Source organism: Rothia koreensis, from assembly GCF_052232265.1.
Classification (GTDB): domain Bacteria; phylum Actinomycetota; class Actinomycetes; order Actinomycetales; family Micrococcaceae; genus Rothia; species Rothia koreensis.
The window spans coordinates 2,135,889-2,151,439 of record NZ_CP197643.1 but is presented as its reverse complement, the minus strand read 5'-3'; the positions used below and the strand labels follow the sequence as shown (position 1 = coordinate 2,151,439).

Below are 15,551 nucleotides of genomic sequence, written 5' to 3'. Positions count from 1 at the left end.
CAACCAGAAAGGACCCCCACTCGCCGAACACGGTCGAGTGGGGGTCCTTTTTAATACGGCATACGGTGGAGGTTCCAGAATGCGGTTGCGCGGCTTAGTGTTGTTCTGGTTCGGATCTGCTCCCGAAGCAGGTCGGAGGCGAGACGGCATCGGCCGGGAAAGGACCACTGAGCCGGTGGAAGGACCGGACAAGACGAGCAGGCAGATAGCTGTTGTCTTCGGAGTGGTGTCGACCGTGTTGTGGTGTCTGGTTGCGATGTCAGCAATCGTCTCCCAGCTGGAGATCGAATGGTGGATGGCCCCGGCCGGAATCGCGGTCCTGTTATTTCCATTCGCGGTGGGGTCTACCGGCGTCGCGATCATCGCCTGGATCATCTCGCTGAGAAAGAAGTAACCCGTTTCCATTGGATCTTCGGTGGACAGGCGTCCAGAAGGGCTTGGGATGTCACATCGGGCACAACAAGGTGGAACCGCGACATCATCACGAAGGTCGAATGGCCAAGAACCTCGATCACCACCGCAGCCGGCAGTGAATGCACCAGCGGCAGCGTTGTCGCGGTGCTTCATTTCTCAGTCGCGTGCTTCGGGACGCTAGCAGGCGCGTGAATACTGCGGCTAGGCGTCGGTGTGCCGCTGAATCATGAGCCATGCCGATTGTGTACTGACTCCGGCAGCTTTGGCGATGCGTGAGGTGGCGATACCGGCCTGGTGCGCTTTGAGCACAGTCTCACGATAGGCGCCCTCGGCTTGGTTTTTGGTTTCCACGGCGGCGGTTACCTCGTCCAGGCGTTTCTGCTCATCCTCGGTGACGGGTGGGAGCTTAGGCATGTTTGCGCTCCACGATGTAAGCGGCCCATTCAAGGCCGCTGAACCCTGCGAGAATCGCCGTCGTCCACGGCGACCAGGTGTTCAGCAGGGAGACCGTGGTCAGGCTGGTAGTGGTGAGTGCTATCGCGAGCACGGGGCTGGATTTCATAGCGTCCTTCCTCTTGCAAGAGGCCCTCGTGGATGTCTTCTTGAGGGCATGTGCGGGTCCATCTCACCATTTTACTAAAATTCAAGGTCGATTGATTGATTTTGCTGGGCAGGAACTCAGGTCTGGCGGAAAGTTGATCGGTTGGCGGCGGCTTGTTCGGGAAACCAAGGAAGCAAACCACCACGGCGGGGCAACACCAAATCAGAGCCGCCTACTTCCACCAACCCTGTTTGCCAGACTGATCCCAGGGATCACCGTGCTTCTGGCGACGTCTCTCGCGTTCCTTTTCTCGGAGCTCGTCTTTGTACTCCCTGACGTGCCGCCGCGTCATGTCACCGAATTCTTTGTTCCTACGGTCCAGCTCATCCTCGGACATGTCTTCCTTCCAGGGCTGGGTAAGGAGCAAGTCAGGGAGAAACCCAATGACCCCGCAAAGTATCCCGAAGATCACGAGGGAAAAAGCTCCGCCGAAGAGCGGGGCAAAGACCGCACCTACGATCGCCGGTGCCAACAGCGTGTTTACGGTGACTGCTGCACCATGCGGCAACGTCTTTCGTTGCCTGTACTGCACGGGCCGGTTCAGGAACACTTGCAGGCAACTACCGAGCACACCAATAAGCAACGCCAAGAGTACGAGGGCGCCAACCTGGTACGGGTGATTGAACAAGACCAGGTTGAGTACCAGGCCGACGATGAAGACTGGGATGCTGATGAGCACGCCGGTCATGGTCGACCCCGAAAGAGCGTATCCGAGTCCTGGTGGATTGAACTATTGGTCAGTCATGGTGGTTACCTCGGTTCGCGGTAGGAGATGGCGGCACAGAGGCCAGTGGTTCGAGGCCCGCGCGGAAATGTCTATGGGCTGCAAGCCTCGATGACGCCGCGAACTCCGAGGATGCCTTCAAGCCCTGACGTCGCTACACGGCCTAGCTTGCCGAGGACGAGGTGGCAGGTTTGTGCAGTATCAGGGCCTGAAACTGCACAAACCTGCCACCTCGCGGGGGAGTGAGTGCGCGGTCAGAGCGCCTTGATGGCGGAGACCAACGGCGCGATCGAGGCGCGGTCGCGGTAGTCTGCCGAGCCGCCGTAGCACTCGATCATCTGGAGGTCCGTCTCAGACTTGTTGGGCTTGGACTTGAGGAAGGTGCGCACGCCCATCATGGCGGTCTTGTGTGCGCGAGACAGCTGCGAATAGTCCATCCCGCCACGGAAATGACCGGTCGGGGCGCCATCGTGATAGGCCTCGCCGAGATTCTTCGCCAGGACCCCGTCCAGCTTTTCACTCGGCTGTGAGACGTCCCCCGAGAACGAAACGGTGAAGTAGGCGACCTTCTTCTCGCGCAGGTTCGCGGCCAGATCACGGATCCGGTCCGCCGCCGTCAGCTTTCCCGCGTAGTCGCTGGCTCCGATGACGACGACGTCGGCCGCGTCTACCTCAGCGGCACCGACCTGATCTGCTGCGACGGCGCGGCCATGGGTGTCCTCGGCGATCCATTCCGCGTAAGTGCGTGTGTAGCCGTAGTTCGAACCGTAGATGACGAGGGTGCTGGTCATGGATTCTCCTGTGTCAGGCAATAGTCCGGACCAGAGGCGAGACCTGAAGATTCCGGTGATGCATGCGGAACCCGACCACCTCCCGAGCCCGGGGATTCTTCCTCAACCCTATCGATTCGTCGGGGCCTGTTCCCGACGGGACACCGCTCGCGTGTGGGGAAATGTGGGTTTTTTGGATTCTTTGGTAGGCGACCTGGGCCGACGCCGACGCCGAATGGACACAGACATTTCACACGCTTCGCCTTGAAAATGCGGGGTTGACCGGATCGATAGTGAGGTGGATCAACACCTGTGTCGCGGTGAGCCGGCGACCGCGAGTCACCGATATGGGTGCGTGCCTGACTGTTCATGTGGCTTTTGTCGAACTAGAGTTGAAGACATGAGACGCGCAAAAATCGTAAGTACCCTAGGACCCGCCCTTTCCAGCTACGACAAAGTCTCGGAGGCAATCTCCGCAGGACTCAACGTCGCCCGCCTGAACATGAGCCATGGCGACCACGACGTCCACATCCAGAACTATGACAACGTGCGGCGTGCCGCCGAAGACCTCGGCAAGAACGTCGCCATCCTCGCCGATATCCAGGGCCCCAAGATCCGCCTTGAGACCTTCGCCGACGGCCCGATCGACCTCGCACCCGGCGACACTTTCAAGATCACCGTCGAAGACATTCCTGGCAACCAGGAGATCTGTGGGACCACCTACAAAGGCCTCCCGGGCGACGTCCGCCCAGGCGATGCCCTCCTGATCGACGACGGCAAGGTCCGCCTCGAAGCGACCCACGTGGATGCGACCACGGTGACGACGCGCGTCGTCGTCGGCGGCACGGTATCGGACCACAAGGGAATCAACCTTCCCGGCGTGGCCGTCTCGGTGCCTGCCCTGACCGAAAAGGACGAAGGCGACCTGCGCTGGGCGCTGCGAACCGGCGTCGACATCATCGCCCTGTCCTTCGTCCGGTCAGGTGACGACATCTCGCGCGTTCACGAGATCATGGACGAGGAAGGCCTGCGCCTCCCGGTGATCGCCAAGATCGAGAAGCCGCAGGCGGTAGACAATCTGCAGGACATCGTGGACAAGTTCGACGGCATCATGGTGGCCCGCGGCGACCTGGGCGTCGAGTACCCGCTCGAGGACGTTCCGTTGGTGCAGAAGCGCGCAATCACGCTCGCACGCCGGTGGGCGAAGCCCGTCATCGTGGCGACCCAGGTTCTGGAGTCGATGATCAACAACCCAATGCCGACGCGCGCCGAGGCTTCGGACTGCGCCAACGCGATTCTCGACGGTGCCGACGCCGTCATGCTTTCGGGCGAGACATCGGTCGGCAAGTACCCGATCATCACGATCCAGACCATGGCCCGCATTGTGGAGTCCACCGAGCAGCACGGCATGGACCGTATGCCGGAGCTGGGATCGAGCCCGCGGACCCGTGGAGGTGCCGTCACCCTGGCGGCGGTCAACATCGCCGACCAGCTGAACGTCAACTACATCTGCACCTTCACCCAGTCGGGCGATTCGGCGCGGCGCCTGTGCCGCCTCCGCCCGACCAAGCCGGTGCTGGCCTTCACCCCGGACCCCAAGGTCAAGGCGTTCATGGCCCTGTTCTGGGGTGTCGACGCCGCCCTGCAGGAGGAGCACTCGGACACCGACAGCATGACGGAAGCCGTGGACCGCTACCTGCTCAAGCACAACCTGGTGCAGAAGGACGAGCTGTTGGTCCTGACCGCTGGTTCACCTCTCGGTGTGGCCGGATCCACCAACATGGTCAAGGTGCACAGGGTCGGCGACCTGGACGATCACGGCGCCCGCGCCCCGGAGAGCCGCGAGAAGCTGGGGCCGTACCAGCACTAAGGCCACTTCGCACAACCTGACCGCGCGTTGGCGGGACGGGGTTCACGCCCCGTCTCGCCGTCTCATGGGCACTGGGCTCCGTGAGAGATTTCGTGTTGTGTGAGCGATTGTGTAAAGTAATCGTGGTTCGGAGGTGGCCCGAGGGTCACTGTCCAACTTGCCCAAGTGGCGGAATTGGCAGACGCGTCGCACTCAAAATGCGGTTCTTCACGGAGTGTGGGTTCGAGTCCCACCTTGGGCACAAGCCAATAAAAAAGCGGGCCTTGCATGGTACAAAACGTACTACGCAAGGCCCGCCTTTTTCACTTAAGTTAGTCACGCCGTTAGTCACGCGGCCTTAACCAACGCCCGATCCACACCCCAATCCAAGGTTTGCGGCGTGCCTCTTCGACGACCTGTGCCTGCCCATCCCGTCGGGCTCACTGAACCAGTAGCAAGCGTTCAACTCGCGACTCACGCTTACGTGTACCCTTGACAACTGGGAAGAAAATTATCGGAGGTGGAATCATGGCTGAGCTGACTGCTGAACGGAAAGCTACTGCGAAGCTGGTGATGCGGCACCTGATGAAACGCGATACACGAAAGCACCTCAAGGCGCACGGGTTCGCTCCTCAATCACCGGTTGTGGCCTGTGAATGGGGCTCTCCCGTGGGAGAGGTGCTGGGTATGCTACGTGCCCAGGATGGTACCGACCACGTGATTATTCTGATCCGTCGAGGTGATGAGATTCTGACCCTGTTCGCTACAACTGGTGATACACCCGAGAGCTCTGTGGGTGTCCCCGCATCTGAGATGCACAGCAACTCTACGATTGGTCTCGTCTACGATTCTCTCCAGATGGAGAGGTTCACGGTGAATGACCCCAGTTTGCCTCCGAGGATAAACTCTCGTCTTGGTCAGTATGACCTAGTCACAGCCTAGACGGTAAGCGTAATATCCCCTCTCGCTGGCTTGTGAGAGGGGATATTTGTATGTGGTTGCCCTACCCCTGGCCGCGCAGCGCCCGGTCCATCGCTTCCGCTGCGGCCTCTGACAGTTCCGGGACGACATGCGAGTACGTGTTCATCGTCAACTGGATCGTTGAGTGGCCCAAAATCTCCATGACCACACGAGCCGGGACGCCCTGAACCATCATGAGAGTCGCCGCTGTATGCCTGGCATCATGCAACCGGGCTGACGAGACTCCCGCGAGGTCCAGAATCTTCTTCCACTCCGCGTAATCCGGCTGATGGGATACTGCTGTGCCTTTCGGCGTGGTGAACACGAAATCGCCCCGCGGATCACCTGTCCAGTTCGGGCCGTACCTCAACCGCTCTTGCCCTTGCTCTGTTCGATGGCGTCGCATTGCCTGTTGCAACGACCTTGGCATGAGGATTGTCCGCTTGGACCTCTTCGTCTTGGGTTCCCCCAGGACGGAACCCTTACCGTCAAAGGAGCGCTTGAGAGCGTGTCTGACGGTTAAAGTCCCGGCATCGAGGTCTATGTCATCCCAGCGGAGTCCGAGCGCTTCACCCTGCCTTAGACCGAGACTCAGGGCCACGGTCCAGCGGGGTGCATTCCGGCGGCCCTCGGCGACGCGGAGGATGGATCGGGCATCGTCGGCCGTCAAGGGCGTTACTTCGTGCTGACGAATGCTCGGTGCATCTACGAGGGTGGCCGGGTTGCGGCTGATCTTCCCGCGTTGTTCAGCTACTTTGAGGGCGCGTGATAGTACACGGTGCGCTTTCAGGACTGTTGCTGGTGCTCGGTTCAGGTTGCGGTGGAGCTTTTCGATGTGTTCGGGGCGCAAGTCTTCGAGCCGTACCCGCCCTAGCGTGTCGTTGATGTTGTTGACTTGGGATCGGTAGGCGTTCCAGGTGCCCGGTTCTAGGCTGGGTTTGGCGATGTGCTTGAGCCAGTAGTCCAACCATTCGTGAAGGTATGGGTTGTCGGTGACGAGACCGTTTTGGCCTGCCGCGATAGCTGTCTTGAGTTTGTTTTTGGCTTCGGTTCGGGTGCGGCCTGTCACGGTTTTGTATCTGCGGCGGCCTGTGGCGGTCCAGCCGTTGGTGAATTGGCCGACCCATTTGCCGTCTTTGCGACGGAAGATCGACCCGTCACCGTCGTCACGTTTTTTAGGCGACACTGGCTTGTCTTTCTAGGTATGTGGTGATGACCCAGGGGAGCACGTCGTAGATGCGGCACCATTCGGCCACGTCGGTGATCCCGGCTGTGAGGGTGGGGTCTTCGGTGTCATGCATGGCTACTCCTCGGGGCGGCTTCTAGTCCTGTCCTTTCTGGCAGATTGACGCCCGTACGGTCCGTTTCGCGATCCTCCGGCAACCATCTGGAGAGAGCCCTAAACATGTCTGCAATCGCTTTGGGTCGGTCTCTGGCCGGTACTTCTTCGAGGAGCCGGCTGAACGGGAGGAGCACGGCGTCGATGTCTGCATCGTGATCAATTCGGGCATCTCCGAGGTCAATGTTGAGGACCTCGCTGATCATGCTCAGGATTCTTGGGTGGCCTGTCGTCTTACCGGTCTCAATGTTGCTGATGGTCTTTCGGGAGACGCCGGATGCTTTCGAAAGTTGATCCTGCGTCATACGTTGCTCCCGACGTGCATGGTAGATGCTATCGCCTGCTGATGCGGTGGTGCTCATGGGCCCTGAGGCTCAGCAGTAGTTGTCGCGGTCTGGTGCTTTGCCTTCTTCTGGGGGGTGGGCGGCTTCGCACATGAGGTCCTCTTCGGTGACATCAGCAACGGTGACCGGTCGACGACGAGCCGACAAGCTAGTGACATCCGAACGTTGCTGTCTTTCCAACGTCCTCTTGAGCTCTCGGTTATAGACCTCTTCGGAGAGCTCCATTGTGGTGTACTCTCCGAGTCCTTCCATGCCTCTCATCTGTCTGGCTTCGTCGCGGGTTACCATCCCTGCTTCATGCAGGACGTCGATGAGGTTAAGACCGTAGTGGCGACAAATGGTGAGCAGGTCTTGGATCGGAACTGTGTTGTTGGCTGCTCGACGGTTGAGGGTGGTCTGGGGGAGGGCAGTCTCGGCTGAGATTGCTGCGATTGATCGGCTGGTTAGCTTTTTGAGGGCTGTTGCCATGGTAGTCATACACCTAGCGTAAGCCTGGTACGGCTAGCCGTCTAGCCAGAAATGACCTAGATGTCCGAAATGTCTTAAAAAAAGTTCAAAAGTGGCTTGACAGGAAGTTCGAGGCTAGCTACTGTTGCCTTATTCGATTCAGAATTAGCCGGATCGAGCTAGAAGAAGGTGGATGTGAGTTACTCACTCAAGATCAAGCGTCACAACATCGAGATGCTGAAAGAAGAAGCCTGGCGAGTCATGGGCGGGCCAAAGAGGATCATTACCGATGAAGAGCTAGCAGGTTTGCTTCTCATCTCGCAGTCATCGCTTACGAGGATGAAGGGCGGCGGGAAGGTTCCCAACACGATGATCGCCGCTGTAATGAAGAAGTTTGCAGAACACCCGGAGATTACAGATGGCCTCTGGCATGTGGAAGAACCACAGATGGCGGTCGCTTCATGATCTCCACACGTGAAGGCAAAAAGAAAGCCGCCCCCGTAGGGGCGGCAATCAATGAAAGGAAGCTCTGACGATGAAGCTCTTCAAGTACAACGATACACCAATCCGCACGTTCGTGAACAGCGACGGTGATCCGCTGTTCGTCCTGGCCGACCTCTGCAAAGTGCTTGACCTTAGCAACCCTTCGAAAGTTGCCACCCAAGTAGATGCAGATGCCCTAACTACTAGTGAGGTCATCGACTCGATGGGCAGGGCGCAGTCGGCCAAAACCGTGACCGAGGCAGGTATGTACCAAATCGTGTTCATGTCTCGGAAGCAAGAAGCAGTGTCTTTCCGACGTTGGATCACTCATGAGGTTCTGCCCGCCATTCGTAAGACTGGTTCATACCAGGTCAATGCGTTTGAGCTTGAGGAGCATAAGTCGAAGGCTCGTGTGTTCGAGTCCAGGGCTCAGATGGAGTTGTGTCAGGCTGCGAAGGGTCTGATCTCGGATGACCACCTTGAGGCGAAGGCCAGGATCATTCTGGCTCGCGATATGGGTGAGGCGCCGGAGCTGGACCCTATGCGTCGTCCGTTGTATACGCAGGATTATTTGAAGGAACGCGGGCTGTCGGGGAAGTCGTTGAAGTCTACGGCGCCGGTTTTTGGGAAGCGTCTCAAGGTGGCTTATAGGGCGTTGTGCGGCCGGGATCCGGAGAAGTATCCGATGACGTTGCCGAATGGGCGGATCACTCAGGTGAACGCTTATACGGAGGCTGACCGGGGGTTGATGGACGAAATTTGGTCTGAGTATTACTCGCGTGAGGCAGTGGCGGCATGATCTGCGCGCATGAGGGCAAAAAGAAAGCCGCCCCCGTAGGGGCGGCAATCGATAAAAGGAGAGAGGTTGCGCGATGAGTAAGTGTTCGGGTATTGGCCTATTTGTGGCTGGAGCGTTGGTGCTGGATGCGTTTCATCGTAGGCGGGCAGGGAAGTGCTCGTACCGCGCAAGATTCGCATCGCGCCAGTCCTTACGTCATCGAATGTCTGATTTCGCGGATTGGCGGAACTTGCCAGCTGAGGATCTGAGTGAAGTTTTGAATCTGACGGCGGAAGAGCTTGATGTCATCTACCCGAGGACAGCCGACCAGCTCTTATACACGTTGGAGCAGACCGTCTGCCAGGAGTTGGCACAGTGGCGTAGCGAGAAGAACCTGAGTGCGGGCTTCGTTGATCGTGGGTTCGCTCTCGTCTTGGCCGTGATGCCCAGGCTCGTACGGAAAGAATTTGAGCAGTTCCGCGAGCTTCGTTACCGCTTGATCGGGGTCCTCACCGGGGAAAAGTGGGAGTGAGCAGGTCCATTTTGATGGACTTGCGTGTAGATCACGACGGCATATAGATAGTGTCGCCCGAGGGTTGTCCGGGCACACGATCGGGACGAGCAAGTTTTCGAGAGCTTCACGTGAGCGTGTCCAGGCCCTTTTTGCGTCAGGTCTTCGTCCGTAGGCCGCTGCCCACGCTTCGCGGAGTAGCTCATACGTATGGTCTGGTACTGCGTCCAGCGTGGTTTGTGCCATGTGTAGAGTTTCGGGGCGAACTCGATGCATCAGTCGGTGGGGAGAGTCCATGCTCACGGCCCAATTGATGTTTGTGGGCGCGAGGATTTCCTTCTCTAGTATCTCGGCAAAATGGTTTGGTGATCCGGAGTGGGATGGTAATTCATGGAGTGCAAAGTCCAAGACATCAAGGTACTCGTCGGATCCGAGCGATCAGGCGCGAATTCTGATGTTCTCTAGATCGTCTGGTCTCTGAAATGAGGAATCTTCGTCGTATTGAGCGGCCATTATGTAGCGCTGCCATCTGATCGTGTACTGCTCGTCCGCCAAGGTCAACCACTTGTCTAGATATTTCCAGATTCGTTTCGGTAGCTCTTCGGAGAGGGGGATGGGCTCCCTTATTCCTCGGCGCACGCTGAGAGGTTGGAATACAAGATCCATTCAAAAAATTCCTTCGTTGGTGGGGTCACGGTTGTGGTGACTTGATCTTACCGACGGAGGGGGCAACAGGAAGGAGTAGGCCGTGGTGGTCGTCTCTGAAAAGCAGAAAGCCACCCCCGTAGGGGCGGCAATCAATAAAAGGAAGCTCTGACGATGAAGCTCTTCAAGTACAACGATACACCAATCCGCACCCTCGTGAACAGCGGCGGTGACCCGCAGGTCCGGGTTACGGCGAAGGGGCTGTATAAGCTTCGTGATTTGATGTTGTACCCGTTGGAGTTGACCGCGTGATTGCTGAAGCCGACCGGGCTTACTCAATAAGTAATGCCGCTGATCAGCTCGGGGTCTCCCGAGGGACCGTGTACAACCTTGTGAACCGTGGCCACCTCAAGACGGTGAGCTATCCCGGTATTGAAGGGATGCGCATCACGAGTAAGGAACTCGCGAGGTTCCTGGATCGTTGCCAGAAGGCAACTTAATTCAAAAACCCCTTCACATTTCGAGGGGAGAGCTCTACCCAAATTCGCCTTGCTGTTCGCGGCTTGGCTTGTTCATAGGAGACGACTATGCACGCGTTTCTTGCCGGTGTTGACCGGTCGGATACTAAGAATCAGATCAGGGCGACGTTCTTGGGCAACGCCATGCACCTGGGATTGGAGCTGTCCCCTTCCAGGGCTGCCCGGCTCGCCGATAAGTACAAGCGGGGCCGACTGGACCAGTACGACCCGGACCTTATGCGAATACTGGATTACTCAGACCCCACCGGGGAACAAGCTGTCGAGAATGTGTTGGCCAGGGCGGCGTAATGAGAGGCCGCCCCTTCATGGGGGACAAGGGCCGCCTCAAGCGGGGTCTATGGGTGCCCCGCGGAACGGGATATTAGCACAACGCCGCGTACGGCGGCAGGAGAGAAGCGGCATCTCTAATTCGAGGGGTGCCACAGAAGATCAACCAAGGAGAGGGACGTAATGACTCTGTTTAAACGCAGACAGAAAACCACTGATCTCTTGAGTCTCATCCTCAGTGAGGTCCGAGGACTCAGAGTCTCCATAGACGAACTGAACCGGAACACCAGGAGTAAAAAGAAGTACCACTTTCCCGGTGGAGCCATGGTTGGCTTCGACCTCGAAGAAGCTAAGACCCGCCTCAAGCAGCGCGTGGATTGCGGCTTGGGCTTTTCGGGCGGTGGAATCGTTCATGGTGTAAGCGGTTGTCCCGTAGACGAGGTCGGCCATCGGAGTTCTCCTTCAGGTGTTGGGTTTTCTGATTCTAAGTCGGGTGAGCCGAATGACTAGACCGATGTCTGAGGAGATGACGCCGGAGGAGTATGAGGCGGCTCGTGAGGAGTGGATGCTCCGAGGCGAGGACGTCGTTGAGTCGTTGTCCGCGTCTGGGCAGCCGTTCTCGTTCGACATGGTGCGCCGCGAGCTTCCGAAGGCGTTACACCCGAATCATTATGGGCAGTTGATGAAGCGGCACCGTGTGAAGGCGTTGGTGGATAAGGTACAGGCCCGTCCGTCGAGTATCCCGACTCGTCGTGGCGGGCTTTCTTATGTCTACGTGGGCCGTGGTTGGGATGAGGTCGCATGAGGCCGTATCCGAAGCATGATTCGTGTGATGCGTGTGGGTTGCCTGGGTTGCATCACACGCATGAGACCGACAGTGAGGGTTCGGAAGAGCAATTGTGGGAAGAAAGGACTGGGAAATGATTGAGGAGTACACGCCGGACAGGTCGCGGAATGTTGAGTTGCCGACGTTGGCGGCGGCGGTACCGACGGGTGCGCATTTGAGGTTTTCGGATGGGACGGTGTGGTACTTGGACCGGACGGATCTGCGGTTGTTGATGGACACGTTGGGCTATGCCCTGGAACGGTCCGAGCAGGAGGAGCGGTCGTGTTTTGGTTCGTGATGTTTGTGGTGTGGGCCGGGTTGACCGGTTCCACGTTGTGGTTGGAAGAGTTCAAGCCCTGGAAGAGGATTCCGGGGCTTTTTTCATGCATGAAAGGAGAACGCCGTGGAGAGCACACGTAGGGCGGCACGGAGGAACAACGAGGTGGGGCGGCAGCGCGGTACTGGTTCGCCGGAGAAGAGGTCCCGGTCGGAGGTCTCCTACGGGGAAGAAGTGAACCGGTTGCATCTTGCGCTGTACTTCCGGTCGAGGACAAGACGCCGCCGGGAGGATGCAGCATGAGCGATCCGAAGAAGATTCACGAGGCACTGGCCGATGTCATGGAAGACGTCCGGGCAGTGCGTAAGGGTGACCAGAATACGCACCAGCGGTTCATGTTCCGTGGCGTCGACGCCGTGGTCAACGCGGTAGGCCCGAAGCTGCGTAAGCACGGTGTGGTTGTGATGCCGGTCGAGGTTATCGCTCGGGAGGTGGACCGGGCTCAGACGAAGTCCGGGGCGATCAACTACATCACTCGGTTGACGGTCCGGTACCGGTTCACTGGCCCGGCTGGTGACGGTATGGACGCCGTGGTGGCCGCCGAGAGCATGGATACCCAGGACAAGGGCACAGCGAAGGCGATGTCGGTCGCGTTGCGGACCTGCCTACTCCAAGCACTCTGCCTACCCACGGATGACACGGACCCGGACGCTGAGAGCCATGAGGAATCGGTGAACCCTGAAGACGAGATCCGGTCCCGGATCGAACAGGCGACCGCGCAAGGCCCGGACGCGGTCCAGTCGCTCGGGACGTGGGCCAAGGGCCGCTGGCCTGATTGGGCTTTGGACGAGTTGAGAAAACGACTCGCGACGATGAGGGGGAAGTAATGGATCAGAACATGCCTGCCGTGTTGGTGGCGTACTACATGCAACGCGAATTGAAGAAGTACCTGGACGATCACAAGGGCGATCTCATGCGTGAGCTCAACCCGGGTGATTCGGTCTCTGCCCGGTATGACTTGGATGGGCAAGAGCTGCCGTTGGGTAAGGCCACCAGGACGGAGCCTCGTCCGGCGTGGAAGGTCACCGACAGTGACGCCCTGATGGAGTGGGCCGAGGCGAACATGCCGGATCTGGTGGTGACTCAGAAGGCCCTGGACAAGTCGGGGGTGGATGAGCTGTTGCGGACGGTCAAGCACCAGAACGCGGCGATCACCAGTGAGGGCGAGGTCATTCCCGGGATCGAGTGGGACAACACGGGCGGCTCCTATGTCAGGTTCACTCCGGCGAAGGACATCGCGGAGAAACTGGCGTTGCTCAACCGTGAGGGCCGCCTGGGCGGTCTGACAGGGGAGGTGCTGGGCATTGAACCCACAGCTGAAAGCTGAGTTGGTCCGGTTGTTCAAGAGGGCGGAAGGCCGTTATGGCCCCGCCTTTTTTCATGCTCTGGACGAGGTCGCGGCCTGTCCCGCGTATCGGACTTCTCCTGGTGAGGTCGCGGAGCTGCTGGATACGGAGATCCTCGACGGCGTGGGCCAGTTGTACCGGAAGGAGCGGACGAAGTGATCCAGACCGACATCAACCGGCATTTATTGGAGTGGGACAAGATCGCTCAGGCGTACCGGTCCACGATCAACGCCCACGCCGAAGCCGAGAACACGTACAGGCAGGAGCGGGCGAAGTTCATCATCCGAGCCAAGGACGCCGACCCGAAACTGTCCCAGGCCGGGGCCGAAACCCTGGCCGATGCCGACGACCCGGTAATGACCCTGCGGTTGAAGAAGGAAGCGAAGGCCGGCGAGGTCGAGGCTTACCGTCAGAAACTCTTCTGGTGCAGGGCCAAAGCGGACTCGCTCCGGTCTGACCGTGTGGACGAGCGCGAAGCAAACCGGCTCTACTCCGAGAACCCTGCGGGGGCGTGATGGGCAAACGGAGCAAACACGATGGGTCGTTCAGTCCACAGGTCCGACAGCTCATCTACGACCGGGACGGTGGGGCGTGCATCATTTGCGGGCGACCCGCCGAACAGATCCATCACAGGCGACCTCGATCGTCGGGCGGGACGTCGCTCGAGTGGGTGGGCTCGGCATCGAACGGTATTTGCTTGTGCGCAGAGCACCACGCGGCGATCGAATCGGACCGGCTGCACGCGAAGTCGCGGGGCTGGATCATTCCGGCGACGTGGAAGACGACCGCGCTGGATAGGCCGTGTTTTTATCCGGTGCTCGGGCTGTCGTTCTATCTGGACGAGGACGGGGCGATGCGTGAAGCACCGACTGACGATCCGAACTTTTGATGCCCGCTGATGGCGGGTCTTTTTTATGCCTGAAAGGAGGCCGTGTGAAGTGCAGGTATACGAAGAAGCGTCGGTATCGGGATCGTATCGCGGCCGGTCTCGCACTGGCGCAAACCCAGTCCGCGAGGGCGAAGGCCGACAGGTTCGAGACGCGGGTTTATCGGTGCCCGTCCTGTGCAGGCTGGCACCTGACATCGAAGAAATGAAAGGAGGAAACGGTGAGCGTACAAGCCACATCATGGGTCTGGGACCATTCCCAGGCAGAGGGCAACGCACGCCTCGTTCTGTTGGCAATCGCCGATGGGGCGAACAAGCAGGGACGTCGGTCGTGCCAGTCGGCAAAAACGATTGGGGATATGTGCCGGATTTCAGGCCGCACAGTGCGGAGACACATCTCAGAGCTGTTGGATGCCGGAGAGATCGCACTGGAAGGCAAAGATGGTCTGTACCAAACGAACGTTTATTCGCTCCCCGGGATGGCGAAGTCGTTAGGACACAGCTCTGACCTAGGACAAAATGACACCCCTGTCAGCGCTGACCAGTCGTTAGGACAAAATCAGCCCTTCGGTAGGACAGAGCTGTGTCCACCTACCCCATTACCCCAAGATACTTACGTATCTACCCCAGAGAGAGACGCCGACAAGTCGGCTCCCTCTAAAGGGTCACGAATGGTCGACGGGTGGATGCCAGACCAGAAGCACATCGACAAGATCAAACAGATGCGCCCGGACATCGACTTGAACCTCGAGCACACCAAGTTCATGAACTACTGGATCGCCAAGACCGGCAAGGACGCCTCAAAGAAGGACTGGGGACGAACCTGGGAGAACTGGATGCTCAACGCCCGCGTGGACAAATCCCGGCAAGAGTACAAGCCCGGTTGGCAGAAACGCCTCGAACACGCAGCAACACAAAATCAGCAGTACAAGGCCTCGTCCGATGACGGGGTCTTTTCTATAGGAAGGTGACTATGACGCCGGAAGATGTTCACAAGTTCTTGGCGTGGGTAAATCAGCACGACCCGAGGGTTGAGACGTCTCCGGTGAACGTGGAGGTCTGGGGTCGAGCTGTCGGGGCATTCGACAACATGGTGCTCAAGGACGTGATGCTGGATTACTTCGCCCGGTCGGGGGAGAAGCCCGCACCGTCCGAGATTCGCAGACTGACGATGTCCGAGGTTGAGCGTCGCGAAGCACGACAGCGTGCTTTGGAGGGGCCGAAGGATCAGGGGCCGGGATTCGAGAAAGCTCTCGGCTCTCATCTGGATGATCCTGAGTTCCAACGGATCAGGATGGAAGCCCGTGTGCGGTGGTGCGAGACCCACGACGTCGAGCACGACGGCGACGGGTGGACCTCAGCGGACCGACCCACGACCGCCCGTGACGGGCGCACGACGGCACTGGACGGCTTCGGGCGCTTCTGACGACCCAACACCTACCCAACATATTTCTAGCCCCTCACAGGGGCTTTTTTCGTACCTAG

General features: G+C 58.8%; 27 protein-coding genes and 1 tRNA gene. 19 read left to right on the top strand and 9 right to left on the bottom strand.

Annotated elements, in window-relative coordinates:
- Nucleotides 1–256 precede the first annotated feature (256 nt).
- Nucleotides 257–394 (top strand): hypothetical protein, encoded by a 138-nt coding sequence (locus tag ACTSLZ_RS09590; RefSeq protein ID WP_443094868.1) that lies wholly within the window; start codon nucleotides 257–259, stop codon nucleotides 392–394.
- A gap of 221 nt (nucleotides 395–615) precedes the next feature.
- On the opposite strand, the gene ACTSLZ_RS09585 is transcribed toward ACTSLZ_RS09590, so the two are convergent.
- Nucleotides 616–828 (bottom strand): hypothetical protein, encoded by a 213-nt coding sequence (locus tag ACTSLZ_RS09585; RefSeq protein WP_397556070.1) that lies wholly within the window; start codon nucleotides 826–828, stop codon nucleotides 616–618.
- Nucleotides 821–976 carry a hypothetical protein gene (locus tag ACTSLZ_RS09580; protein WP_436593988.1) on the bottom strand — a complete coding sequence of 52 codons (156 nt, stop codon included), beginning with the start codon at nucleotides 974–976 and terminating at the stop codon, nucleotides 821–823. Before ACTSLZ_RS09580 ends, ACTSLZ_RS09585 begins: the two co-directional genes overlap by 8 nt.
- 28 nt (nucleotides 977–1,004) lie before the next feature.
- On the opposite strand from ACTSLZ_RS09580, the gene ACTSLZ_RS09575 reads away from it, so the two are divergent.
- Nucleotides 1,005–1,784, top strand: coding sequence for a hypothetical protein (locus ACTSLZ_RS09575; protein WP_443094867.1), 780 nt, complete (start codon nucleotides 1,005–1,007; stop codon nucleotides 1,782–1,784).
- A 209-nt stretch (nucleotides 1,785–1,993) separates the two neighbouring features.
- Here the strand turns inward: ACTSLZ_RS09575 and ACTSLZ_RS09570 are convergent, their stop codons facing one another.
- Nucleotides 1,994–2,530 carry a flavodoxin domain-containing protein gene (locus tag ACTSLZ_RS09570; protein WP_129315493.1) on the bottom strand — a complete coding sequence of 179 codons (537 nt, stop codon included), beginning with the start codon at nucleotides 2,528–2,530 and terminating at the stop codon, nucleotides 1,994–1,996.
- A 379-nt stretch (nucleotides 2,531–2,909) separates the two neighbouring features.
- Here ACTSLZ_RS09570 and pyk point away from each other — a divergent pair, with 379 nt between their 5' ends.
- From pyk to ACTSLZ_RS09555, 3 genes are all read left to right on the top strand, one after another.
- A complete protein-coding gene (gene pyk, locus ACTSLZ_RS09565; RefSeq protein WP_129315494.1) occupies nucleotides 2,910–4,379 on the top strand; it encodes a pyruvate kinase in 1,470 nt (489 codons plus the stop codon).
- Nucleotides 4,380–4,538: 159 nt separating this feature from the next.
- A tRNA-Leu gene (locus ACTSLZ_RS09560) sits at nucleotides 4,539–4,620 on the top strand.
- A 266-nt stretch (nucleotides 4,621–4,886) separates the two neighbouring features.
- Complete coding sequence (locus ACTSLZ_RS09555) at nucleotides 4,887–5,300, top strand: hypothetical protein (protein ID WP_443094866.1); 414 nt, start codon at nucleotides 4,887–4,889, stop codon at nucleotides 5,298–5,300.
- A gap of 61 nt (nucleotides 5,301–5,361) precedes the next feature.
- On the opposite strand, the gene ACTSLZ_RS09550 is transcribed toward ACTSLZ_RS09555, so the two are convergent.
- The 4 genes from ACTSLZ_RS09550 to ACTSLZ_RS09535 all read right to left on the bottom strand — a co-directional run bounded on the left by ACTSLZ_RS09550 (nucleotide 5,362) and on the right by ACTSLZ_RS09535 (nucleotide 7,469).
- Nucleotides 5,362–6,387 (bottom strand): tyrosine-type recombinase/integrase, encoded by a 1,026-nt coding sequence (locus ACTSLZ_RS09550; protein ID WP_443094865.1) that lies wholly within the window; start codon nucleotides 6,385–6,387, stop codon nucleotides 5,362–5,364.
- A 106-nt stretch (nucleotides 6,388–6,493) separates the two neighbouring features.
- The gene (locus tag ACTSLZ_RS09545) at nucleotides 6,494–6,619 is read right to left on the bottom strand and encodes a hypothetical protein (RefSeq protein WP_443094864.1); all 126 of its coding nucleotides are present in this window, start codon (nucleotides 6,617–6,619) and stop codon (nucleotides 6,494–6,496) included.
- Nucleotides 6,612–7,019 carry a helix-turn-helix transcriptional regulator gene (locus tag ACTSLZ_RS09540; RefSeq protein ID WP_443094863.1) on the bottom strand — a complete coding sequence of 136 codons (408 nt, stop codon included), beginning with the start codon at nucleotides 7,017–7,019 and terminating at the stop codon, nucleotides 6,612–6,614. Before ACTSLZ_RS09540 ends, ACTSLZ_RS09545 begins: the two co-directional genes overlap by 8 nt.
- Before the next feature lie 12 nt (nucleotides 7,020–7,031).
- The gene (locus ACTSLZ_RS09535; RefSeq protein WP_443094862.1) at nucleotides 7,032–7,469 is read right to left on the bottom strand and encodes a hypothetical protein; all 438 of its coding nucleotides are present in this window, start codon (nucleotides 7,467–7,469) and stop codon (nucleotides 7,032–7,034) included.
- 174 nt (nucleotides 7,470–7,643) lie between these two features.
- On the opposite strand from ACTSLZ_RS09535, the gene ACTSLZ_RS09530 reads away from it, so the two are divergent.
- The 3 genes from ACTSLZ_RS09530 to ACTSLZ_RS09520 all read left to right on the top strand — a co-directional run bounded on the left by ACTSLZ_RS09530 (nucleotide 7,644) and on the right by ACTSLZ_RS09520 (nucleotide 9,241).
- Nucleotides 7,644–7,913: a hypothetical protein gene (locus ACTSLZ_RS09530; protein ID WP_443094861.1), complete on the top strand. Its 270-nt coding sequence runs from the start codon at nucleotides 7,644–7,646 to the stop codon at nucleotides 7,911–7,913.
- Nucleotides 7,914–7,983: 70 nt separating this feature from the next.
- Nucleotides 7,984–8,730, top strand: a complete 747-nt coding sequence (locus tag ACTSLZ_RS09525; protein WP_443094860.1) for a BRO-N domain-containing protein — start codon at nucleotides 7,984–7,986, stop codon at nucleotides 8,728–8,730.
- A gap of 202 nt (nucleotides 8,731–8,932) precedes the next feature.
- Entirely contained in the window at nucleotides 8,933–9,241 is a 309-nt protein-coding gene (locus ACTSLZ_RS09520; RefSeq protein ID WP_443094859.1) for a hypothetical protein, read from the top strand.
- A 417-nt stretch (nucleotides 9,242–9,658) separates the two neighbouring features.
- Here the strand turns inward: ACTSLZ_RS09520 and ACTSLZ_RS09515 are convergent, their stop codons facing one another.
- Nucleotides 9,659–9,886 carry a hypothetical protein gene (locus tag ACTSLZ_RS09515; RefSeq protein WP_443094858.1) on the bottom strand — a complete coding sequence of 76 codons (228 nt, stop codon included), beginning with the start codon at nucleotides 9,884–9,886 and terminating at the stop codon, nucleotides 9,659–9,661.
- Between the two features lie 153 nt (nucleotides 9,887–10,039).
- Between ACTSLZ_RS09515 and ACTSLZ_RS09510 the strand changes: the two genes are divergently transcribed.
- The 3 genes from ACTSLZ_RS09510 (at nucleotide 10,040) to ACTSLZ_RS09500 (ending at nucleotide 10,692) form a co-directional block, all read left to right on the top strand.
- Nucleotides 10,040–10,177, top strand: coding sequence for a hypothetical protein (locus ACTSLZ_RS09510; protein WP_443094857.1), 138 nt, complete (start codon nucleotides 10,040–10,042; stop codon nucleotides 10,175–10,177).
- Nucleotides 10,174–10,365, top strand: coding sequence for a helix-turn-helix domain-containing protein (locus ACTSLZ_RS09505; protein ID WP_443094856.1), 192 nt, complete (start codon nucleotides 10,174–10,176; stop codon nucleotides 10,363–10,365). Before ACTSLZ_RS09510 ends, ACTSLZ_RS09505 begins: the two co-directional genes overlap by 4 nt.
- Nucleotides 10,366–10,452: 87 nt before the next feature.
- Nucleotides 10,453–10,692 carry a hypothetical protein gene (locus tag ACTSLZ_RS09500; protein ID WP_443094855.1) on the top strand — a complete coding sequence of 80 codons (240 nt, stop codon included), beginning with the start codon at nucleotides 10,453–10,455 and terminating at the stop codon, nucleotides 10,690–10,692.
- A gap of 141 nt (nucleotides 10,693–10,833) precedes the next feature.
- Here the strand turns inward: ACTSLZ_RS09500 and ACTSLZ_RS09495 are convergent, their stop codons facing one another.
- Nucleotides 10,834–11,121 carry a hypothetical protein gene (locus ACTSLZ_RS09495; RefSeq protein WP_443094854.1) on the bottom strand — a complete coding sequence of 96 codons (288 nt, stop codon included), beginning with the start codon at nucleotides 11,119–11,121 and terminating at the stop codon, nucleotides 10,834–10,836.
- Between the two features lie 64 nt (nucleotides 11,122–11,185).
- Between ACTSLZ_RS09495 and ACTSLZ_RS09490 the strand changes: the two genes are divergently transcribed.
- From ACTSLZ_RS09490 to ACTSLZ_RS09455, 8 genes are all read left to right on the top strand, one after another.
- Entirely contained in the window at nucleotides 11,186–11,476 is a 291-nt protein-coding gene (locus ACTSLZ_RS09490) for a hypothetical protein (RefSeq protein ID WP_443094853.1), read from the top strand.
- 115 nt (nucleotides 11,477–11,591) lie between these two features.
- Nucleotides 11,592–11,795 (top strand): hypothetical protein, encoded by a 204-nt coding sequence (locus tag ACTSLZ_RS09485; protein ID WP_443094852.1) that lies wholly within the window; start codon nucleotides 11,592–11,594, stop codon nucleotides 11,793–11,795.
- 278 nt (nucleotides 11,796–12,073) lie between these two features.
- Nucleotides 12,074–12,661, top strand: coding sequence for an ERF family protein (locus ACTSLZ_RS09480; protein WP_443094851.1), 588 nt, complete (start codon nucleotides 12,074–12,076; stop codon nucleotides 12,659–12,661).
- An 11-nt stretch (nucleotides 12,662–12,672) separates the two neighbouring features.
- Entirely contained in the window at nucleotides 12,673–13,161 is a 489-nt protein-coding gene (locus ACTSLZ_RS09475) for a hypothetical protein (protein WP_443094850.1), read from the top strand.
- A complete protein-coding gene (locus tag ACTSLZ_RS09470; protein ID WP_443094849.1) occupies nucleotides 13,139–13,339 on the top strand; it encodes a hypothetical protein in 201 nt (66 codons plus the stop codon). Before ACTSLZ_RS09475 ends, ACTSLZ_RS09470 begins: the two co-directional genes overlap by 23 nt.
- Nucleotides 13,336–13,695: a hypothetical protein gene (locus tag ACTSLZ_RS09465; protein ID WP_443094848.1), complete on the top strand. Its 360-nt coding sequence runs from the start codon at nucleotides 13,336–13,338 to the stop codon at nucleotides 13,693–13,695. Before ACTSLZ_RS09470 ends, ACTSLZ_RS09465 begins: the two co-directional genes overlap by 4 nt.
- Before the next feature lie 1,057 nt (nucleotides 13,696–14,752).
- The gene (locus ACTSLZ_RS09460) at nucleotides 14,753–15,037 is read left to right on the top strand and encodes a hypothetical protein (protein ID WP_443094847.1); all 285 of its coding nucleotides are present in this window, start codon (nucleotides 14,753–14,755) and stop codon (nucleotides 15,035–15,037) included.
- 2 nt (nucleotides 15,038–15,039) lie between these two features.
- A complete protein-coding gene (locus ACTSLZ_RS09455) occupies nucleotides 15,040–15,492 on the top strand; it encodes a hypothetical protein (RefSeq protein ID WP_443094846.1) in 453 nt (150 codons plus the stop codon).
- Nucleotides 15,493–15,551 lie beyond the last annotated feature (59 nt).

Bases quoted from the DNA above. Each gene is read 5' to 3' on its own strand.
- ACTSLZ_RS09590 (WP_443094868.1), top strand. From the start codon at position 257: ATGTCAGCAATCGTCTCCCAGCTGGAGATCGAATGGTGGATGGCCCCG.
- ACTSLZ_RS09585 (WP_397556070.1), bottom strand. From the start codon at position 828: ATGCCTAAGCTCCCACCCGTCACCGAGGATGAGCAGAAACGCCTGGAC.
- ACTSLZ_RS09580 (WP_436593988.1), bottom strand. From the start codon at position 976: ATGAAATCCAGCCCCGTGCTCGCGATAGCACTCACCACTACCAGCCTG.
- ACTSLZ_RS09570 (WP_129315493.1), bottom strand. From the start codon at position 2,530: ATGACCAGCACCCTCGTCATCTACGGTTCGAACTACGGCTACACACGC.
- pyk (WP_129315494.1), top strand. From the start codon at position 2,910: ATGAGACGCGCAAAAATCGTAAGTACCCTAGGACCCGCCCTTTCCAGC.
- ACTSLZ_RS09555 (WP_443094866.1), top strand. From the start codon at position 4,887: ATGGCTGAGCTGACTGCTGAACGGAAAGCTACTGCGAAGCTGGTGATG.
- ACTSLZ_RS09545 (WP_443094864.1), bottom strand. From the start codon at position 6,619: ATGCATGACACCGAAGACCCCACCCTCACAGCCGGGATCACCGACGTG.
- ACTSLZ_RS09540 (WP_443094863.1), bottom strand. From the start codon at position 7,019: ATGAGCACCACCGCATCAGCAGGCGATAGCATCTACCATGCACGTCGG.
- ACTSLZ_RS09535 (WP_443094862.1), bottom strand. From the start codon at position 7,469: ATGGCAACAGCCCTCAAAAAGCTAACCAGCCGATCAATCGCAGCAATC.
- ACTSLZ_RS09525 (WP_443094860.1), top strand. From the start codon at position 7,984: ATGAAGCTCTTCAAGTACAACGATACACCAATCCGCACGTTCGTGAAC.
- ACTSLZ_RS09520 (WP_443094859.1), top strand. From the start codon at position 8,933: ATGTCTGATTTCGCGGATTGGCGGAACTTGCCAGCTGAGGATCTGAGT.
- ACTSLZ_RS09515 (WP_443094858.1), bottom strand. From the start codon at position 9,886: ATGGATCTTGTATTCCAACCTCTCAGCGTGCGCCGAGGAATAAGGGAG.
- ACTSLZ_RS09510 (WP_443094857.1), top strand. From the start codon at position 10,040: ATGAAGCTCTTCAAGTACAACGATACACCAATCCGCACCCTCGTGAAC.
- ACTSLZ_RS09500 (WP_443094855.1), top strand. From the start codon at position 10,453: ATGCACGCGTTTCTTGCCGGTGTTGACCGGTCGGATACTAAGAATCAG.
- ACTSLZ_RS09495 (WP_443094854.1), bottom strand. From the start codon at position 11,121: ATGGCCGACCTCGTCTACGGGACAACCGCTTACACCATGAACGATTCC.
- ACTSLZ_RS09490 (WP_443094853.1), top strand. From the start codon at position 11,186: ATGTCTGAGGAGATGACGCCGGAGGAGTATGAGGCGGCTCGTGAGGAG.
- ACTSLZ_RS09485 (WP_443094852.1), top strand. From the start codon at position 11,592: ATGATTGAGGAGTACACGCCGGACAGGTCGCGGAATGTTGAGTTGCCG.
- ACTSLZ_RS09480 (WP_443094851.1), top strand. From the start codon at position 12,074: ATGAGCGATCCGAAGAAGATTCACGAGGCACTGGCCGATGTCATGGAA.
- ACTSLZ_RS09475 (WP_443094850.1), top strand. From the start codon at position 12,673: ATGCCTGCCGTGTTGGTGGCGTACTACATGCAACGCGAATTGAAGAAG.
- ACTSLZ_RS09460 (WP_443094847.1), top strand. From the start codon at position 14,753: ATGCCAGACCAGAAGCACATCGACAAGATCAAACAGATGCGCCCGGAC.
- ACTSLZ_RS09455 (WP_443094846.1), top strand. From the start codon at position 15,040: ATGACGCCGGAAGATGTTCACAAGTTCTTGGCGTGGGTAAATCAGCAC.